Source organism: Streptomyces sp. NPDC050147, from assembly GCF_040660195.1.
Lineage (GTDB): Bacteria > Actinomycetota > Actinomycetes > Streptomycetales > Streptomycetaceae > Streptomyces.
The window spans coordinates 125110-141679 of the sequence record NZ_JBFALJ010000027.1 but is presented as its reverse complement, the minus strand read 5'-3'; the positions used below and the strand labels follow the sequence as shown (position 1 = coordinate 141679).

13 protein-coding genes and 1 rRNA gene are annotated in these 16570 nt (G+C 70.9%); 8 read left to right on the top strand and 6 right to left on the bottom strand.

The genetic code is table 11. The annotated features are described in order from the left end of the window. The first annotated feature begins 164 nt into the window (after positions 1-164). A 5S ribosomal RNA gene (rrf, locus tag AB0I94_RS33445) occupies positions 165-281 on the top strand. 95 nt (positions 282-376) lie between these two features. On the opposite strand, the gene AB0I94_RS33440 is transcribed toward rrf, so the two are convergent. The 5 genes from AB0I94_RS33440 to AB0I94_RS33420 form a co-directional block, all read right to left on the bottom strand. Next, entirely contained in the window at positions 377-1687 is a 1311-nt protein-coding gene (locus AB0I94_RS33440) for a DUF58 domain-containing protein (protein ID WP_363313474.1), read from the bottom strand. Then, a complete protein-coding gene (locus tag AB0I94_RS33435) occupies positions 1687-2667 on the bottom strand; it encodes a MoxR family ATPase (RefSeq protein ID WP_363313473.1) in 981 nt (326 codons plus the stop codon). Before AB0I94_RS33435 ends, AB0I94_RS33440 begins: the two co-directional genes overlap by 1 nt. After that, positions 2667-3791, bottom strand: coding sequence for a DUF4350 domain-containing protein (locus tag AB0I94_RS33430; protein ID WP_363313486.1), 1125 nt, complete (start codon positions 3789-3791; stop codon positions 2667-2669). The genes AB0I94_RS33435 and AB0I94_RS33430 overlap by 1 nt, the downstream gene beginning before the upstream one ends. Positions 3792-4255: 464 nt before the next feature. Next, entirely contained in the window at positions 4256-4948 is a 693-nt protein-coding gene (locus AB0I94_RS33425; RefSeq protein WP_363313472.1) for a DUF4129 domain-containing protein, read from the bottom strand. 4 nt (positions 4949-4952) lie between these two features. Further along, on the bottom strand, positions 4953-6254 hold the full coding sequence (locus AB0I94_RS33420; RefSeq protein ID WP_363313471.1) for a glycerophosphoryl diester phosphodiesterase membrane domain-containing protein: 1302 nt from the start codon (positions 6252-6254) through the stop codon (positions 4953-4955). 140 nt (positions 6255-6394) lie between these two features. Between AB0I94_RS33420 and mtnA the strand changes: the two genes are divergently transcribed. The 7 genes from mtnA to AB0I94_RS33385 all read left to right on the top strand — a co-directional run bounded on the left by mtnA (position 6395) and on the right by AB0I94_RS33385 (position 15326). Beyond that, positions 6395-7579 carry an S-methyl-5-thioribose-1-phosphate isomerase gene (mtnA, locus tag AB0I94_RS33415; RefSeq protein ID WP_363313470.1) on the top strand — a complete coding sequence of 395 codons (1185 nt, stop codon included), beginning with the start codon at positions 6395-6397 and terminating at the stop codon, positions 7577-7579. A 4-nt stretch (positions 7580-7583) separates the two neighbouring features. Next, positions 7584-8273 (top strand): two-component system response regulator MtrA, encoded by a 690-nt coding sequence (mtrA, locus tag AB0I94_RS33410; protein ID WP_190080121.1) that lies wholly within the window; start codon positions 7584-7586, stop codon positions 8271-8273. Between the two features lies 1 nt (position 8274). Beyond that, positions 8275-10509, top strand: a complete 2235-nt coding sequence (gene mtrB / locus AB0I94_RS33405; RefSeq protein ID WP_363313469.1) for an MtrAB system histidine kinase MtrB — start codon at positions 8275-8277, stop codon at positions 10507-10509. 85 nt (positions 10510-10594) lie between these two features. Then, the gene (locus tag AB0I94_RS33400) at positions 10595-12352 is read left to right on the top strand and encodes an LpqB family beta-propeller domain-containing protein (protein ID WP_363313485.1); all 1758 of its coding nucleotides are present in this window, start codon (positions 10595-10597) and stop codon (positions 12350-12352) included. Positions 12353-12580: 228 nt separating this feature from the next. Further along, on the top strand, positions 12581-13378 hold the full coding sequence (locus AB0I94_RS33395; protein WP_363313468.1) for a phosphoribosyltransferase family protein: 798 nt from the start codon (positions 12581-12583) through the stop codon (positions 13376-13378). 282 nt (positions 13379-13660) lie between these two features. Further along, positions 13661-14386 carry a ribosome-associated translation inhibitor RaiA gene (gene raiA / locus AB0I94_RS33390; protein ID WP_363313484.1) on the top strand — a complete coding sequence of 242 codons (726 nt, stop codon included), beginning with the start codon at positions 13661-13663 and terminating at the stop codon, positions 14384-14386. A 196-nt stretch (positions 14387-14582) separates the two neighbouring features. Continuing rightward, positions 14583-15326 carry a response regulator transcription factor gene (locus tag AB0I94_RS33385; protein WP_160505372.1) on the top strand — a complete coding sequence of 248 codons (744 nt, stop codon included), beginning with the start codon at positions 14583-14585 and terminating at the stop codon, positions 15324-15326. A 16-nt stretch (positions 15327-15342) separates the two neighbouring features. Here AB0I94_RS33385 and AB0I94_RS33380 read toward each other — a convergent pair whose 3' ends face one another. Next, the gene (locus AB0I94_RS33380; RefSeq protein WP_363313467.1) at positions 15343-16530 is read right to left on the bottom strand and encodes a crosslink repair DNA glycosylase YcaQ family protein; all 1188 of its coding nucleotides are present in this window, start codon (positions 16528-16530) and stop codon (positions 15343-15345) included. Positions 16531-16570 lie beyond the last annotated feature (40 nt).

Below are 16570 nucleotides of genomic sequence, written 5' to 3'. Positions count from 1 at the left end.
GTTGATAGGCCAGATCTGGAAGCCCGGCAACGGGTGGAGGTGACTGGTACTAATAGGCCGAGGGCTTGTCCTCAGTTGCTCGCGTCCACTGTGTTGGTTCTGAAACCACGAACAACCCCGTATGTCGGGCCACGACTACGGTGCGGTTGACAGTTTCATAGTGTTTCGGTGGTCATAGCGTGAGGGAAACGCCCGGTTACATTCCGAACCCGGAAGCTAAGCCTCACAGCGCCGATGGTACTGCAGGGGGGACCCTGTGGGAGAGTAGGACGCCGCCGAACTATTATTGACGGGAAACCCCCGCACCCTCTGGGTGCGGGGGTTTTCTGCGTTCCAGACCCCCAACCGAGGGCCTTTTTTGTTTCCTCGGCATTCTTCAGAGGCGGCCGGCCGCCTTTAGGGACAGGTATGCGTCTGCCAATGCGGGGGCCAGGTCCGTGGGAGTTGCGTCTACGACTGTGACGCCGTGGCGGGTGAGTTGTTCTGCCGTGCGGTGGCGTTCTGCGTGTGCTTGGGCGGCAGCTGCGGCGTCGTACACGGCTTCTGTGGTTCCTCGGGCCTTGGACATCCGCTCTATGTGCGGGTCCGCGACCGAGGCCAAGAGGACTGTGTGGCGTTGGGTGAGGCGGGAGAGCACGGGAAGCAGGCCCTCTTCGATGGGGGCTGCGTCCAGGCTCGTCAGCAGCACGATCAAGGAGCTGCGGGTCGCCGTGCGGAGGGCCGTTGAGGTCAGGCCTCTGGCGTCCGTTTCCACGAGTTCCGGTTCGAGCGTGGCCAGGGCGTTGACGACCGAGGGAAGTACCTCGCCTGCCGCCTTGCCCTGCACCAGGGCTCGTACGCGTCGGTCGTAGGCGAGGAGGTCTACGCGGTCGCCTGCCCGGGAGGCCAGGGCCGCGAGGAGCAAGGCCGCGTCCATCGAGGCGTCGAGGCGCGGGGCGTCACCGACCCGGCCCGCGGATGTGCGGCCGGTGTCGAGGACCAGCAGGATGTGGCGGTCGCGTTCGGGGCGCCAGGTGCGGATGGCGACGGTGGACTGGCGGGCGGTGGCGCGCCAGTCGATGGAACGGGTGTCGTCGCCGGGTACGTAGTCGCGGAGGCTGTCGAATTCCGTGCCCTGGCCGCGGGTCAGCACGCTGGTGCGGCCGTCGAGTTCGCGGAGGCGGGCCAGCTTGGACGGGAGGTGCTTGCGGCTGGTGAAGGGGGGCAGGACCCGGAGCGTCCACGGGACCTCGTGGCTGCCCTGGCGGGTGAGGAGGCCCAGGGGGCCGTACGAGCGGATGGTGACGCGGTCGGCCTGGTGGTCGCCTCGGCGGGTGGGGTGTAGGCGGGTGGTGAGGCGGCGGCGCTCTCCGGGAGGGATCGTCAGGCGGTGACGGGAGGCCTCGATTTCGGTGCCGGGGTGCCAGCTGCTCGGGGGCCAGGCGTCGCGGAGTTGGGCGCGCAGGGGCCGGCCGGAGGGGTTGGTGACGGTCAGCTCGACGTCCGCGGATTGCCCGAGCCGTACGGAGGTGTCGCCCGCGCGGGTCAGGCCGAGGCGGCGTACGGGAGCGGCCAGGGCGAAGTCACAGGCGCAGGCCAGGGCCAGCGGGGCGTTCACGGCGAGGATGCCTGTCCAGCTGGGGTCCCAGATGCCCACGGGGAGGCTGCCGAGGGCCGCCAGGAGCGCTGTGCGGCCGGTGAGGGCCATCAGCGGGGGACCGGGACGTGGGCGAGGATCGCGTTGATCACGGAATCCGCTGTCACGCCCTCCATCTCGGCCTCCGGGCGGAGTTGGACGCGGTGGCGGAGGGTGGGGAGGGCGAGGGCCTTGACGTCGTCGGGAATGACGTAGTCGCGGCCTGTGAGCCAGGCCCAGGCGCGGGCCGTGGAGAGGAGCGCTGTGGCGCCTCGGGGGGAGGCGCCCAGGGTCAGGGACGGGGAATCGCGCGTGGCTCGGCAGATATCCACGACGTAGGCGGTGATCTCGGGGGAGATCGACGTCTTCGCGACCGCGGCGCGGGCCGCCTCCAGGTCGGCGGGGCCTGCCACCGGGCGGATGCCGGCGGCGGCGAGGTCGCGGGGGTTGAAGCCTTCCGCGTGGCGGGTGAGGACGTTGATCTCGTCCTGGCGGGAGGGGAGGGGGACGGTGAGCTTGAGGAGGAAACGGTCCAGCTGCGCTTCGGGGAGCGGGTACGTGCCTTCGTACTCGACCGGGTTCTGGGTGGCCGCTACGAGGAAGGGCTCGGGGAGTGGGCGGGGGGTGCCGTCCACTGTGACCTGGCGCTCCTCCATCGCTTCGAGGAGGGAGGACTGGGTCTTGGGAGGGGTGCGGTTGATCTCGTCGGCCAGGAGGAGGTTGGTGAAGACGGGGCCCGGCTGGAACGAGAACTCGGTGGTGCGGGCGTCGTAGATGAGGGAGCCGGTGACGTCGCTCGGCATCAGGTCCGGGGTGAACTGGACGCGCTTCGTGTCGAGTTCGAGGGATGCGGCGAGGGCGCGGACCAGCAGGGTCTTCGCCACTCCGGGTACGCCTTCGAGGAGGACGTGGCCGCGGCAGAGGAGGGCCACGACGAGGCCCGTCACCGCGGGGTCCTGGCCGACCACGGCCTTCGAGATCTCCGTGCGCAGGGACTCCAGGGAGGAGCGGGCGCTGCCGGAGCTCCCGGCGTTGTCAGTGGTCGGGTCCATCATGAAGTACGTACCTCTCTTTCGAGGGCGTCGAGTTGGTCGGCGAGGGTGATGAGTGCTGCGTCGTTGGCGGGAGGTGGGCCGAAGAGGAGGGGGGGCAGGTCCTGGCCTGGGGTGCGGAGCCGGGCGGACAGGGCGGGGAGCAGGGTCTCGGGGGCGTGCGCCTGGGTGGGGGACACGCCGATGAGGGGGGCGATGCGGGTGCGGGTGGCCGAGCGGAGGGCGGCGGCGGCGCGGTCGCGGGCGTTGGCCTTGCGGTAGAGGCGGGCTCGGCCTTCGACGGTTTCGGAGGCGCGGATGGCCACGGGGAGGCGTTCTGGGACCAGCGGGCCGAGGCGGCGGGCGCGCCACAGGGCGGCGAGTGCGGCGGCGATGGCGAGTTGCAGGGTGCCCCAGAGCCAGCCGTCGGGGATGAGGTCGAAGAAGTCGCGGTCGGCGGTGTCGCCTTCGCTTGCCGCGTCGTCGGAGAGCGAGGGGAGGTACCAGACCAAGTGGGGGCGGGATCCGAGGAGTTGCAGGGCCAGTGAGGCGTTGCCCTGCTCGTCGAGGCGGTCGTTGAAGAGGATGTCGGGGGCGCCGAGCACGACGGTGTCGCCGGGGCCGTCGGCGGCCGGGAGGCTCAGCAGGCTGGGGAGGCCGTCGCTGAGGTAGCAGGCGTCGGCGTCCGGAGCGAGGGTGTCGTAGCGCAGGCCGCCCACATCGGCGGAGCCCGCGCGTTCTGCGGCGGGCAGGTCGCAGCGGGGGGAGAGCGTCGAGTCGAGGCTGGGGGTGGCGTCCGCGGTGACCCCCGGGGCGAGGGTGCTGACCGAGGGGGTGCCGGGGGCGAGGAGCACGGTGCGGCCTCGGGAGTCCTCGGTGGCCGCGCGGAGGCGGGACTGCTGGCGCTCGGTGAGGCGGTCGGGGGCGGCCACCAGGAGCGTGGTGTCCGGGCCTGCCGCTGACCTGGCCTCTTCGGAGGTGGTGACCACGCGGGTGGTTACGCCGCGGTCGGCGAGGAGTTCGGCGACGGCGCGACTGCCGTAGGGGTCGGCTGAGCGCGGGTCGAGGCGACCGTGCTGGGCGCCGGAGCGGACGGCCGCGATGACGATGGCGGTTGCCAGGAGGAGCACCAGGGCGAGGAGGATGCCGCGGGTTTTGGTCCAGAGCTGGCGGGGGGTGGGGGCTGTGGAGGTGGTGGAGGTGGTCGGGGTGGTTCTGGGGTTGGTGCCGGGGGTGGTCTTGGGGGTGAGGTTGGGCTTGGTCGCGAGTCCGGAGTTGGGGGTGGGGCTGGGGCTGGTCGTGAGGGCAGGTCCGGGTGTGGTTTTGACCCCGGGGCCGGGTGTGGGTGGGGTCTTGAGCCGGGGGCCGGGTGTGGATGCGGCCTTGGGGCCGGGGGCGGGGTCGGGTGCAGGTCCGTCCCAGAGCCCGGGTTCGGGGCCGTTTCCGGGTGCGGCTCCGAGCCCAGGTTCGGGTTCGGACCCGGGGTGGGGTTCGGCCCCGAGTCCAGGTCCGGGTTCTGACCCGTGTCCGGGTTTGGGTTCTGACCCGTGTCCAGGTTCGGGTTCTGACCCGTGTCCGGGTTTGGGTTCTGTTGGGTCCTGGGGGGCCGTCAATTGGGGGCTCCCTGGGGGGTGTTGCTCAGGGTTGGTTTTGTTTGCGTGAGGGCTTTGTCCAGGGTGGTCAGGCGGGTGTACGTCGGCTCTGTGGCTGTGCGGGCGCCGTACGTGACGGCGTCGAAGGACTGGGCTGCCGCGTGGAGTTCCGTGGCGTGGGCCGGGAGCGTCCGGGAGGCCTCCGCTGCCGCTTCGTCGGCTGTGCGGCCGGGGCGGGGGTCCAGGAGGGCGCGTTCCTCCAGGGCGCGGACGATCGCCCGCATGCGTTCCTGGACGGCTTGGTTCCAGTGGCCCTGGGCGGCGTGTGCCTCGGCGGCGGCGCGATGTTCCGCGGCGGTGCGCGGGCGGTCGTCGAAGAGGGCGGGGGACGAGGTGGGGGCGCGGTGCGGGGTGCCGAGCCGCCACCAGAGGGCCGCGATCAGGGCCAGTACGGCGATGACGATGACCAGGAGGCCCAGGCCGCCGCCCGGGGTGACCCCCGAGGCGGCGGAGAACAGGCCGTCCACCCACTCCCAGAAGCGGTCCAGGGCGCGTTGCAGGAGGCTGGGGTCGTTCTCGCGGTAGGCGGGGTCGGACAGTTCGCGCTCGGCCGCCTCTCGCGCGGGGGCGCGCGGGATCGTCACCGGTGGGTCGTCGTCGCCCGTGCGGAGAACGACCGCCGTTGCTCCGTGCAGCACTGCCCCCGTCACCGCATCAGCTCCCGGGGATTCCGGGGGCGTTGGGGCCGTTGTCGCCCTGGAGGCCCGCCGCGCGCGCCAGTTCGAGGTCGAGGGCCTCGCGGCGGATCCGCTGGTCGATGTAGAGGAGCACGGTGACTCCGGCGGTGATCGGGAACGTGAGCATCGAGCCGATGATCGAGCCGACGCCGCTGACGATCAGGAAGGTCCAGCCGAGGTCGCCGCTGCCGCTGTCGAGGAAGCCGGTGACGCCGTCGCCGCTCAGCGCGCCCGCGATGAGGGCGAAGGGGATGACGATGATCGACGCGATGACGTTGGCGATGATCGCGGCGAGCAACTGGATGCCGAACACCCGCCACCAGGAGCCGCGGACGAGCTTCGCCGAGCGGGTCATCGACTTCTTCACGCCCTGCTTCTCCAGCATCAGGGCGGGCGAGGCGAGCGAGAAGCGGACGAGCAGCCAGATGGCGACGACAAGGGCGGCGAATCCGCCGAGTACGGCGAGGCTGACGCCCGCGTCCGACGCACCGGCCGTCGCGATCAGTACGCCGGGCAGGCTGCCGGCGGCGACGACCGCCATGCCGATGAGCGGGAGCAGCAGCGTCAGGCCGATCAGCCTCGGCAGCTGCGGCTTGGCGTCCTGCCAGGCCTCGGCCGTGGTGACCGACTTACCGAGGACGGCGCGGCTGGTGACCATCGTGAGCAGGGCGGTCGCGACGATCGTGCCGAGCAGGGTGATCAGCAGGATCACGCCGGAGCTCAGCAGGGTGTCGCCCAGGGCACGGGTCAGTTCGCCGACGGTCGCGCTCGGGTCGTCGAGGGCGTCCGTGGAAGCGCTGTCGTCGAGGACGAGCCCCTGGAGCAGGATGACGACGATCTCCGTGAACACGGCCACGGCGAGAGAGATGCCGAGCACCGTGCGCCAGTACGTACGCATCGTGGAGACCGCGCCGTCCAGGATCTCGCCGACGCCGAGGGGCCGCAGCGGAATGACGCCGGGCTTGGCGGCGGGCGGCGGTCCCTGCCACGCGCCCCAGCCGGGGTAGTGGCCAGGACCGCCGGGGCCACCGGGACCGGGGCCGCCGGGCCGTCCGCCACCCCAGCCACCGCCGGGCGGAGGCGGCGGCGGAGGCGGGGTCTGACCGGGGGCCGGTGGGGCGGGGGCGGACCACTGGGCGGGTGGCGGCTGCTCCTTGGACCACTTCGAGGCCGGAACGTCGGGCTGGTCCGCGGGCTCGGCGGGTCCGGGCTTGCCGGAGTCCTTGCCGTCGTCGGAGGGGGCAGATCCGGGCGAAGCCCAGCCCGGAGTGTCGTTCATCGTCGCTCCTTCACGGTGCCCGACCGCGGTCGCGGCGGCAGGTTGCCAGCCATCGTGCCACGGCGCACCCGTGCGGGGACCGGGCAGCGTATGGGCTGCACACCTTCAATTGTCCGTCAGGTACGGGGCAGACTGGACGGATGGCTGATCAGTACGCGCAATCAGGCGAGGAAACACGGCCGAACCAGACCCCGAAGAATCCGGTGGAGGAGGCGAACCCGGCGATCTCCGTGATCCGCTGGGCCGAGCCGCCCGAGGGCCCCGTACTGGTCCTCCTCGACCAGACCAGGCTGCCCGGCGAGGAGACCGAGCTGGTGTGCACGGACGCGCCCGCCCTGGTGCAGGCGATCCGTACGCTGGCCGTGCGCGGGGCACCGCTGCTCGGCATCGCCGGTGCGTACGGGGTCGCGCTGGCCGCCGTACGCGGCTTCGACGTGGAGGAGGCGGCGGGCGCGATCGCGGGGGCCCGGCCCACCGCGGTGAACCTCGAACACGGCGTACGCAGGGCCCTGACGGCATACCGCGCGGCGGTCGCGGGCGGGGACGGTCAGGAGCTCGCGGGCGCCGCGGCGCTGGCGGCGGCGCGGGCGCTGCACCGGGAAGACGCCGAGGCCAGTGCGAGGATGGCGGTGCACGGCCTGGCGCTGCTCGACGAGATGCTGCCGGGCGGCAGTCATCGGATCCTGACCCACTGCAATACGGGGGCGCTGGTGTCCGGCGGTGAGGGCACGGCGTTCGCCGTGGCCCTTGCCGCGCACCGGATGGGACGTCTTCGCAGGCTGTGGGTGGACGAGACGCGGCCCTTGCTGCAGGGTTCGAGGCTGACCGCGTATGAGGCGGCGCGGGCCGGAATGGCGTACACCTTGCTTACGGACAACGCGGCGGGGTCGCTGTTCGCGGCGGGTGAGGTGGATGCCGTGGTGATCGGCGCCGACCGCATCGCGGCCGACGGTTCGGTCGCCAACAAGGTGGGGAGCTATCCGCTCGCGGTGCTCGCCCGCTACCACCACGTGCCGTTCATCGTGGTGGCGCCGGTCACGACCGTGGACCCGGACACCCCGGACGGAGCGTCCATCGAGGTGGAGCAGCGGTCGAGTCATGAAGTGACGGAGGTCACGGCGCCGTATGTGCCGATGGCCGGATTTGAAGCGGGAGGCGGGATCGCGGTGGCACCTCTGGGGACCCAGGCGTACAACCCCGCGTTCGATGTGACACCTCCGGAACTGGTGACGGCGATCGTCACCGAGGAGGGCGTCGTTTCGCCCGTGACAGCAGGGGGCCTGGACGAGCTGTGTGCCAGGTCACGCCAGGTAACGATGAGCTAATGGGATGATGTCAGGCATGAAGGGACGAGTCCTTGTCGTCGACGACGACACCGCACTGGCCGAGATGCTCGGGATTGTGCTGCGTGGTGAAGGGTTTGAGCCGTCGTTCGTAGCTGATGGCGACAAGGCGCTGGCCGCTTTCAGGGAGGCAAAGCCGGATCTTGTACTGCTGGATTTGATGTTGCCGGGCCGTGATGGCATCGAGGTGTGCCGCCTGATCAGGGCGGAGTCCGGGGTGCCGATCGTCATGCTCACGGCCAAGAGCGACACCGTGGACGTCGTGGTGGGCCTCGAGTCCGGCGCCGACGACTACATCGTGAAGCCCTTCAAGCCGAAGGAGCTCGTGGCCCGCATCCGGGCGCGGCTGCGGAGGTCCGAGGAGCCCGCGCCGGAGCAGCTCGCCATAGGTGACCTGGTCATCGACGTGGCGGGGCACTCCGTGAAGCGGGAGGGACAGTCGATCGCGCTGACGCCGCTGGAGTTCGACCTGCTGGTCGCGCTGGCCCGCAAGCCGTGGCAGGTGTTCACGCGTGAGGTGCTGCTCGAACAGGTCTGGGGTTACCGCCACGCGGCCGACACCCGTCTTGTGAACGTGCACGTGCAGCGGTTGCGCTCGAAGGTCGAGAAGGACCCCGAGCGCCCGGAGATCGTGGTGACCGTCCGTGGTGTCGGTTACAAGGCCGGACCGAGCTGACATGTCCCGGGACAGTTCCCCCGCACCGCCCGGGGCACCGGGTGGCCGCTCGGGGCGGACTGGAGGGGCCCGGACCGGAGGGGCCCGCGGCTCTGGACCGACGCGGCGCGGCTCGACGTTCGGGCGGCTCCTCGACGGCGGTCTGCTGTTGCAGGACGGGGTGCAGGGCAGCCCCGTCCTGAGGCTCTTCGTGCGCTGGGTGCGGCGTCCGCTGCTGCCCGCCGTGCGACTGTGGCGGCGCAACATCCAGCTCAAGGTCGTCGTCACGACGCTGCTCATGTCGCTCGGCGTGGTCCTGATGCTGGGCTTCGCCGTCCTCAGCTCCGTAAACAACGGCCTGCTCAAGGCCAAGGTGAAGGCCTCGCAGAGCCAGGCCGACGGCGGGTTCAGGGCGGCTCAGGACGAGGCGAACTCCGCTCGTCCGCGCTCCGGGCAGGACAGTGGCACGCCTGACGGAAGGGCCACGCCGCCCACCGCCGTGTGGATGTCCGACCTGGTGGAGCAGCTTTCCAGCGGCGGCCAGAGCGCGTTCAACGTGGTGACGCTGAGTCCGACGTCCACGGCGAGCAGCGGCAGCGTGCGCGGGCCGCGTGCCTCCGGGGGCGTGGACCCGATCCAGAGTGTGCCCGAGGCGCTGCGCGACAGTGTCGACAAGGGCACCAGGGCGTATCAGAGCAATACGCGGATCGTCTTCAACGACGGCCGTGAGGCCCAGCCGGGCCTGGTCATCGGCAAGCGTCTGAACGACCTGAACGGCGATCCCTACCAGCTGTACTACCTCTTCCCGCTGACGCAGGAGGAGGAGTCCCTCGGCGTCGTCAGGACGACGCTTGCCACCGCGGGTCTGTTCGTCGTGGTGCTGCTGGGCGCCATCGCCTGGCTGGTGGTGCGCCAGGTCGTCACGCCGGTACGGATGGCCGCGGGCATCGCCGAGCGATTGTCCGCCGGGCGCCTTCAGGAACGTATGAAGGTCACCGGCGAGGACGACATCGCGCGCCTCGGCGAGGCCTTCAACAAGATGGCGCAGAACCTCCAGCTGAAGATCCAGCAGTTGGAGGAGCTTTCGCGGATGCAGCGGCGATTCGTCTCGGACGTCTCGCACGAGCTGCGTACGCCGCTGACGACCGTACGGATGGCGGCCGATGTCATCCACGACGCGCGCGTGGACTTCGATCCGGTGACCGCGCGGTCGGCCGAGCTGCTCGCCGATCAGCTGGACCGTTTCGAGACGCTGCTCGCGGACCTCCTCGAGATCAGCCGGTTCGACGCGGGGGCGGCGGCCCTTGAGGCCGAGCCGATAGACCTGCGAGAGGTCGTACGACGGGTCGTGGGCGGCGCGGAGCCGCTCGCGGAGCGCAAGGGAACGCACATACGGATCGTCGGGGACAAGCAGCCCGTGGTCGCCGAGGCCGACGCGCGCCGTGTGGAGCGGGTCCTTCGCAACCTCGTGGTCAACGCCGTGGAGCACGGCGAGGGCCGGGACGTCGTGGTGCGGCTCGCGGTGGCGGGCGGTGCGGTCGCGGTCGCGGTGCGGGACTACGGAGTGGGGCTCAAGCCGGGTGAGGCGACCCGGGTGTTCAGCCGCTTCTGGCGGGCCGACCCGGCACGCGCGCGTACCACCGGTGGTACGGGCCTCGGGCTGTCCATCGCGCTCGAGGACGCGCGGCTGCACGGCGGCTGGCTCCAGGCGTGGGGCGAGCCGGGCGGCGGTTCGCAGTTCCGTCTGACGCTGCCGCGCACGGCGGACGAGGCGCTGCGGGGCTCGCCGATACCGCTGGAGCCCGACGATTCGCGGCGCCACCGCGGCCTGAACGACGCGGGGCTCCCGCTGGGTGGCGGGAACAAGCTCGCCACGGTGCCGGCGCAGCCTTCGGCGTCGGTGCGGGTGCCGCCGCCCGTCCCGGCGAGGGCGCCGATCGCGCCGCGGTTCGCACAGGCGGCCACGACGGTGGACCCCACCGCGTTGCCGGGCAGCGGGGCGCGGGTGGTGCCGCGGCGGCCGCCGGACGACGAGATTCCGTCGAACGGCGGGCCCGATGGCTCCGTACGTGAGACGGACCGGGGTTCCGGCTCCGGTGAACCGGCGACAGAGGCCGCGACGGACCTCGCGACGGGCGCCGTCACCGACCCGGATCACGTGAGCGAGACGGATCACGTGAGCGAGACGGAAACGGATTCCGCCAGGGAAACGGTCACGGATTCCGCCAGGGAAGGGGAGGCCTCTCGTGGGCGCTGACCACGATCGCCGCGCTCGTCGGCGTCCGCTGCGGGCCGGTGTGCTGTTCGGCTCCTGCGGGGTGCTGCTCGCGGGATGCGCCTCGATGCCCGACAGCGGGAACCTCAAGGCGGTCGACGCCTCCCAGCGCCCGGACTCGCAGTCGCAGGTCCGGGTCTACGCGATGCCGCCCGGTGAGAACGCCGGCCCCTCGGAGATAGTCCAGGGCTTCCTCGAAGCGCTGACCAGCGACGACCCCGAGTTCGCGATGGCGCGCAAGTACCTGACCAAGGAAGCGTCCAAGAGCTGGAACCCCGATGTGCAGACCACGGTGCTGGAGAGCGGGCCGAGCACGGGTTCCGGCAGTGTCGGGGACGGTGGCGACACAGGTCGTACGTTCCCGCTGACCGGACGCAAGGTCGCCACCGTGGACGGCGAGCACGCTTATCAGCTCGACAACGCCGCGTACAACCAGAGCGTTCACCTCACCCAGCAGGACGGGCCGAACGGCAAGGAGTGGCGGATAGACCGGGTGCCGCAGGGCGTCGTGCTCGGACAGTCCGACTTCCAGCGCATCTACTGGTCCGTCAACAAGTACTACTTCGCTACGCGTTCGTCCGGCGCGACCGGTCGCGGCCAGGAAGGACTCGTCGCCGACCCGGTCTACATACGTCAGCGAATAGACCCCGTGACGGAGACCGTCAAGGCGCTGCTCGACGGCCCCACCACGTGGCTCAAGCAGGTCGTCGGCACGCGTTTCCCGACGGGTACGCGGCTCAAGGCGGGCACCAAGACGCTGGCCCCCGACGACCAGGGCAAACTGACGGTGCCGCTGAACGCGAAGGCCGATTCCATGGGCCAGGAGCGGTGCACGGAGATGGCCGCACAACTGCTCTTCACGCTCCAGGACCTGACGTCGTCCGGCGTCGAGGAGGTGGAGCTGCAGCGTCGCAACGGCTCGCAGCTGTGCGTCCTGAGCAAGGAACGGGCCGAGTCCGTCGCCTCGCGCCGCACCGCGGAACACCCCGACTTCCAGTACCTCATCGACGACAAGCGGCGCCTCGTGCGGATGTCGGCCAACATTGACGGCAAGGCCGATCCGCAGCCCGTGCAGGGGAAGTTGGGCAGTGGCGAGCAGCCGCTGCGTTCCGCCGCCGTGTCGCGGGACGAGGAGCGGGCGGCCGGGGTGTCGCTCGACGGACGCTCGCTCTACATGGGTTCGCTGGTCTCGGCGGCGGCGCTCGGCAAGCCGGAGGTGCGCAGCAAGGCCAAGTCGGAACAGGACGGTCTCTCGACGCCCAGTTGGGACGGCCGCGGTGACCTCTGGGTGGCCGACCGCGACCCGAAGCGGCCGCGGCTGCTCTGGCTCGAGCAGGGCGCGGGCGAGCCGCTTCCGGTCAAGATCGCGAACCTTGACGGGCGGATCGAGGCGGTGCGGGTGGCGGCCGACGGCGTACGGATCGCGCTCCTCGTGAAGAAGGACGGCAAGACGAGCCTGCAGATAGGCCGCGTCGAGCGGACGGGCGCCAAGGGCGAGCAGCCGCAGATCTCGGTGGACGGACTACGCCGGGCGGCGCCGCAGATGGAGGAGGTCACCGCCATGTCATGGGCGGGCGGCAGCCGCCTCGTGGTGGTCGGGCGGGAGTCCGGCGGCGTGCAGCAGATGCGGTACGTCCAGAGCGACGGCTCGGTGCCAGCGGGGGCCACGCTGCCCGGTCTCACCGGCGTGGAGGAGATCGCGGCGTCCGAGGACGAGCGGCAGCCGCTGGTGGCGCACTCGGACGACGGGATAGTGCGGCTGCCGACGGGTGCGCAGTGGCAGACGGTGGTCGAGAAGGGGTCGGCGCCGGTCTATCCGGGGTGATTGTGCCGGTCCGTCCGGGGTGATGGCGCCGGTCCGTCCGGGCTGGCCGGGTCGTGCTCTTCGGGGTGGCCGCGCGGTGTTGTCCGGTGTGATTGCGCCGTGCTCTTCGAGGTGTCCGTGCCGGAGTAACGCCTCGTTCGGGCCGCGCAGTTGTCTGCGGGTGGTTGTCCACAGGCCGTTGTCCACAGGGGTGGTCAGCGGCGCTCGTGCCTTGGCACAGTGGTGGGCATGCCGGGGTGGTGGCAGGACCTCACCGATCTGGTGCTGCCGGCTGAGTGCGGAGGCTGTGGCAGGCCTCGTGCGGCGCTCTGCGCGCAGTGCCGCGACGCCTTGTACGGGGCCGTGCCGTGCCGGGTGAGCCCCTGCCCCCGGCCGCGGGAGCTGCCGGTGGTGCACGCGGGGGCTGTCTACGGAGACTCGGTGCGGGCGGTGCTGCTCGCCCACAAGGAGCGGGGCGCTCTGGGGCTGGCGGGGCCGCTGGGCGCGGGGCTCGCGGGGGCGGTGCGGGCCGGGCTGCGGGAGGCCGCTCGGCAGGGCACCGGCCTGCGGGAGGGTGCCGCTGGGGCGGGTGGTGACGCTCCGGTACTGCTGGTGCCGGTGCCGTCGGCTCGCGGGGCCGTGCGGGCGCGTGGCCATGATCCGGTACGGCGGATCGCGCTGGCCGCCGCGGGTGAGCTGCGGCGGGGCGGGACGCGGGCCCGGGTGCTCGGCGTGCTGCGCCAGCGGCGTGCCGTGAAAGACCAGGCGGGGCTCAACTCCCGTCAGCGGCAGGCGAATCTGCGGGGTGCCCTGGAGGTGACCGCGGGTGGCGGGCGGCTGCTCGCCGGTGGGCGGGTCGTGATCGTGGACGACGTGATGACCACCGGCGCGTCTCTGGCCGAGGCGGCGCGCGCAATACGTGACATAGACACGGAAAGTAGAGGGTCGGCCCCGGTGGTAACAGCCCGTGAAATTACCTGCGAGAACAGGGTCATCGCGGCTGTTGTCGCCTCCTCGCCGGATTCTTTCGGAGTAAACCGGAACTGACTGGGAACTTGCATCGTTGCAGGTAGTGAGAGGGTCAATACACCTGAATGGAGGTATGCGGCGGTAGAGGGTGACGACATCCGTCCGGGCGAGATATGTTCGGTTGTGAGGAATGGCGGACGCCGACCCTCGCATATCGGAATGACGGTCGCTGGGTTTTTCGCAATCACCCGGGCCGGTCGGGGTGGAGATCTTGTTCGCGGGGGAGGAGGAGGTGGAAGTCACCGAGTCCGAGGCTCCGGGAGTCACCGGGGCCTGGTGCAAAAGGGAGATGCTCCGCCGCTGAAGCGGAGCGATCCGGGAACGGAGTTCTGCGTGGACATCGTCGTCAAGGGCCGCAAGACCGAGGTGCCCGAGCGGTTCCGCAAGCACGTGGCCGAGAAGCTGAACCTGGAGAAGATCCAGAAGCTCGACGGCAAGGTGATCAGCCTCGACGTCGAGGTGTCCAAGGAAACCAACCCGCGTCAGGCCGACCGTTCCGACCGTGTGGAGATCACGCTCCGCGGGCGTGGACCCGTGATCCGCGCGGAGGCCTCTGCGACCGATCCGTACGCGGCGCTCGACCTGGCCACGGCCAAGCTCGACGCAAGGATGCGCAAGCAGCACGAGAAGCGCCACAACCGCCGCGGCACCGGCAGGCTCTCCGCCGCCGAAGTCGCCGAGCGGGTACCGGACGCGGCCACTCTCAACGGAGACGGCTCCCTCGTGCGTGAGGAAGAGCCGGACGGCGTGCCCGTCAAGAGGATCGGCTCGCTGGAGATCCAGGGCGAGGGGCCGCTCGTGGTCCGCGAGAAGAGCCACGTGGCCGCCCCGATGACGCTCGACCAGGCGCTCTACGAGATGGAACTCGTCGGGCACGACTTCTACTTGTTCGTCGACTCGGAGTCGAAGGAACCGAGTGTGGTCTACCGGCGGCACGCCTACGACTACGGCGTGATCCGCCTCAACACCGACCCCATGGTCGCGCGGGCCGAGTCCGCCGGCGGGGGCGGTGCGCTCGGCGGCTGACCCCGGTCGGTCGAGGGCTGAGACGGTGCCCCTGGAGCGCGTGTGCGCCCCCAGGGGCATCACCATGCGACCCCTGGGCGCACCACGCGACCGTCCGGGCATGAAATCATGGGCGGAACCGGCCAACCGGTGTGCTGCCGCCACGGGTTGGCGGCAGCAGACGCACAACGGGCCATGGCCTTCAGGGGGAGGAACGATGGCGGACAGCTTCGGACCGATGCGGGATGCCGATGACGACGACGGCATCGGCATCGGCACGGATGCGGGCGCACCGCGCAAGGAGCCGATCAGGGTCCTTGTGGTGGATGACCACGCGCTCTTCCGCCGGGGCCTGGAGATCGTCCTCGCGGCCGAGGAGGACATCCAGGTGGTCGGGGAGGCGGGCGACGGCGCCGAGGCGGTGGACAAGGCCGCGGACCTGTTGCCGGACATCGTGCTGATGGACGTACGCATGCCCAAGCGCGGCGGCATCGAGGCGTGCACCTCCATCAAGGAGGTCGCGCCGAGCGCGAAGATCATCATGCTGACGATCAGCGACGAGGAGGCCGACCTCTACGACGCGATCAAGGCGGGTGCCACCGGCTACCTCCTCAAGGAGATCTCCACGGACGAGGTGGCCACGGCGATTCGCGCGGTGGCCGACGGGCAGTCGCAGATCAGTCCGTCCATGGCGTCCAAACTGCTCACCGAGTTCAAATCGATGATCCAGCGCACCGACGAGCGCAGACTGGTGCCCGCGCCGCGGCTGACCGAGCGCGAGCTGGAAGTGCTGAAGCTGGTGGCCACGGGCATGAACAACCGCGATATCGCGAAGGAATTGTTCATCTCCGAGAACACCGTGAAGAACCACGTGCGCAACATCCTGGAGAAGCTGCAACTGCACTCCAGGATGGAAGCGGTCGTGTACGCGATGCGGGAGAAGATCCTCGAGATCAGGTGAGGCCCGCGGCCCGGGCTCAGCCCAGGGCGCGCACCAGTTCGGCGGTCAACTCCGGCTTGTTCACCCGCTCCACCCGTACGGAATCGCAGTTGACCCAGGTCGCCGCCTCACGCAGGGCCTGGGCCACCGCGGGCACGGACTTGGGGCTGTCCAGCGACGCCTGCTTGGCGACCAGCGTGCTGCCCTCGCGGGCGGGGTCCACGCGGCCGACCAGACGGCCCCCGGCCAGCACCGGCATCGCGAAATAGCCGTGGACGCGCTTGGGCTTGGGGACGTACGCCTCAAGGCGGTGGGTGAAGCCGAAGATCCGCTCCGTGCGGGCCCGCTCCCAGATCAGGGAGTCGAAGGGGGAGAGAAGCGTCGTGCGGTGGCGCCCACGCGGGGCCGTCTCCAGGGCCGCGGGGTCGGCCCAGGCGGGCTTGTCCCAGCCCTCCACCGTCACCGGCACCAGGCCCGAGTCCGCGACCACCGAGTCGAACTGCTCGCCCTTGAGACGGTGATAGTCCGCGATGTCCGCGCGCGTGCCGACCCCGAGGGCCTGGCCGGCCAGGCGGACCAGACGGCGCAGGCACTCCCTGTCGTCCAGGTCGTCATGGAGCAGCGTCTGCGGGATCGCGCGCTCCGCGAGGTCGTACACCCGCTTCCAGCTGCGCCGCTCGGTGCAGACCACCTCGCCGTACATCAGTGCCCGCTCGACGGCGACCTTCGCGTCCGACCAGTCCCACCACTCGCCCTTGTTCTTCGCGCCGCCCAACTCCGTGGCCGTCAGGGGGCCTTCGGCGGTGAGCTGCTTGATGACCGTGTCGTACGCACCGGCCGGCAGGTCGTGGTGCCAGTGCGGACGGGTGCGGTAGGCGCGGCGGCGGAAGGCGAAGTGCGGCCACTCCTCGATGGGCAGGATGCACGCGGCGTGCGACCAGTACTCGAAGGCGTGCGGCCGGGCGGGGCCGGTGCCCGATGTCCCGTCCCAGTACGCCGCCTCGACCCTGCCCCGGCCGACGGCACCGAGACGGGCGTACGGAATGAGCTCGTGGGAGCGGGCCAGGACCGAGATCGTGTCGAGCTGGACCGCGCCGAGATGCCGCAGCACGCCCCGCACACCGGACTTGCGGTCCGGCGCGCCCAGGAATCCCTGGGCGCGCAGCGCGATGCGGCGGGCCTCGTCGGCGGAGAGGTCGATGGCGGGGCGCGGCAGGCTCGTCATGCCGGAAACGATAGGGGTCGGCACTGACACCGCGGGCTGG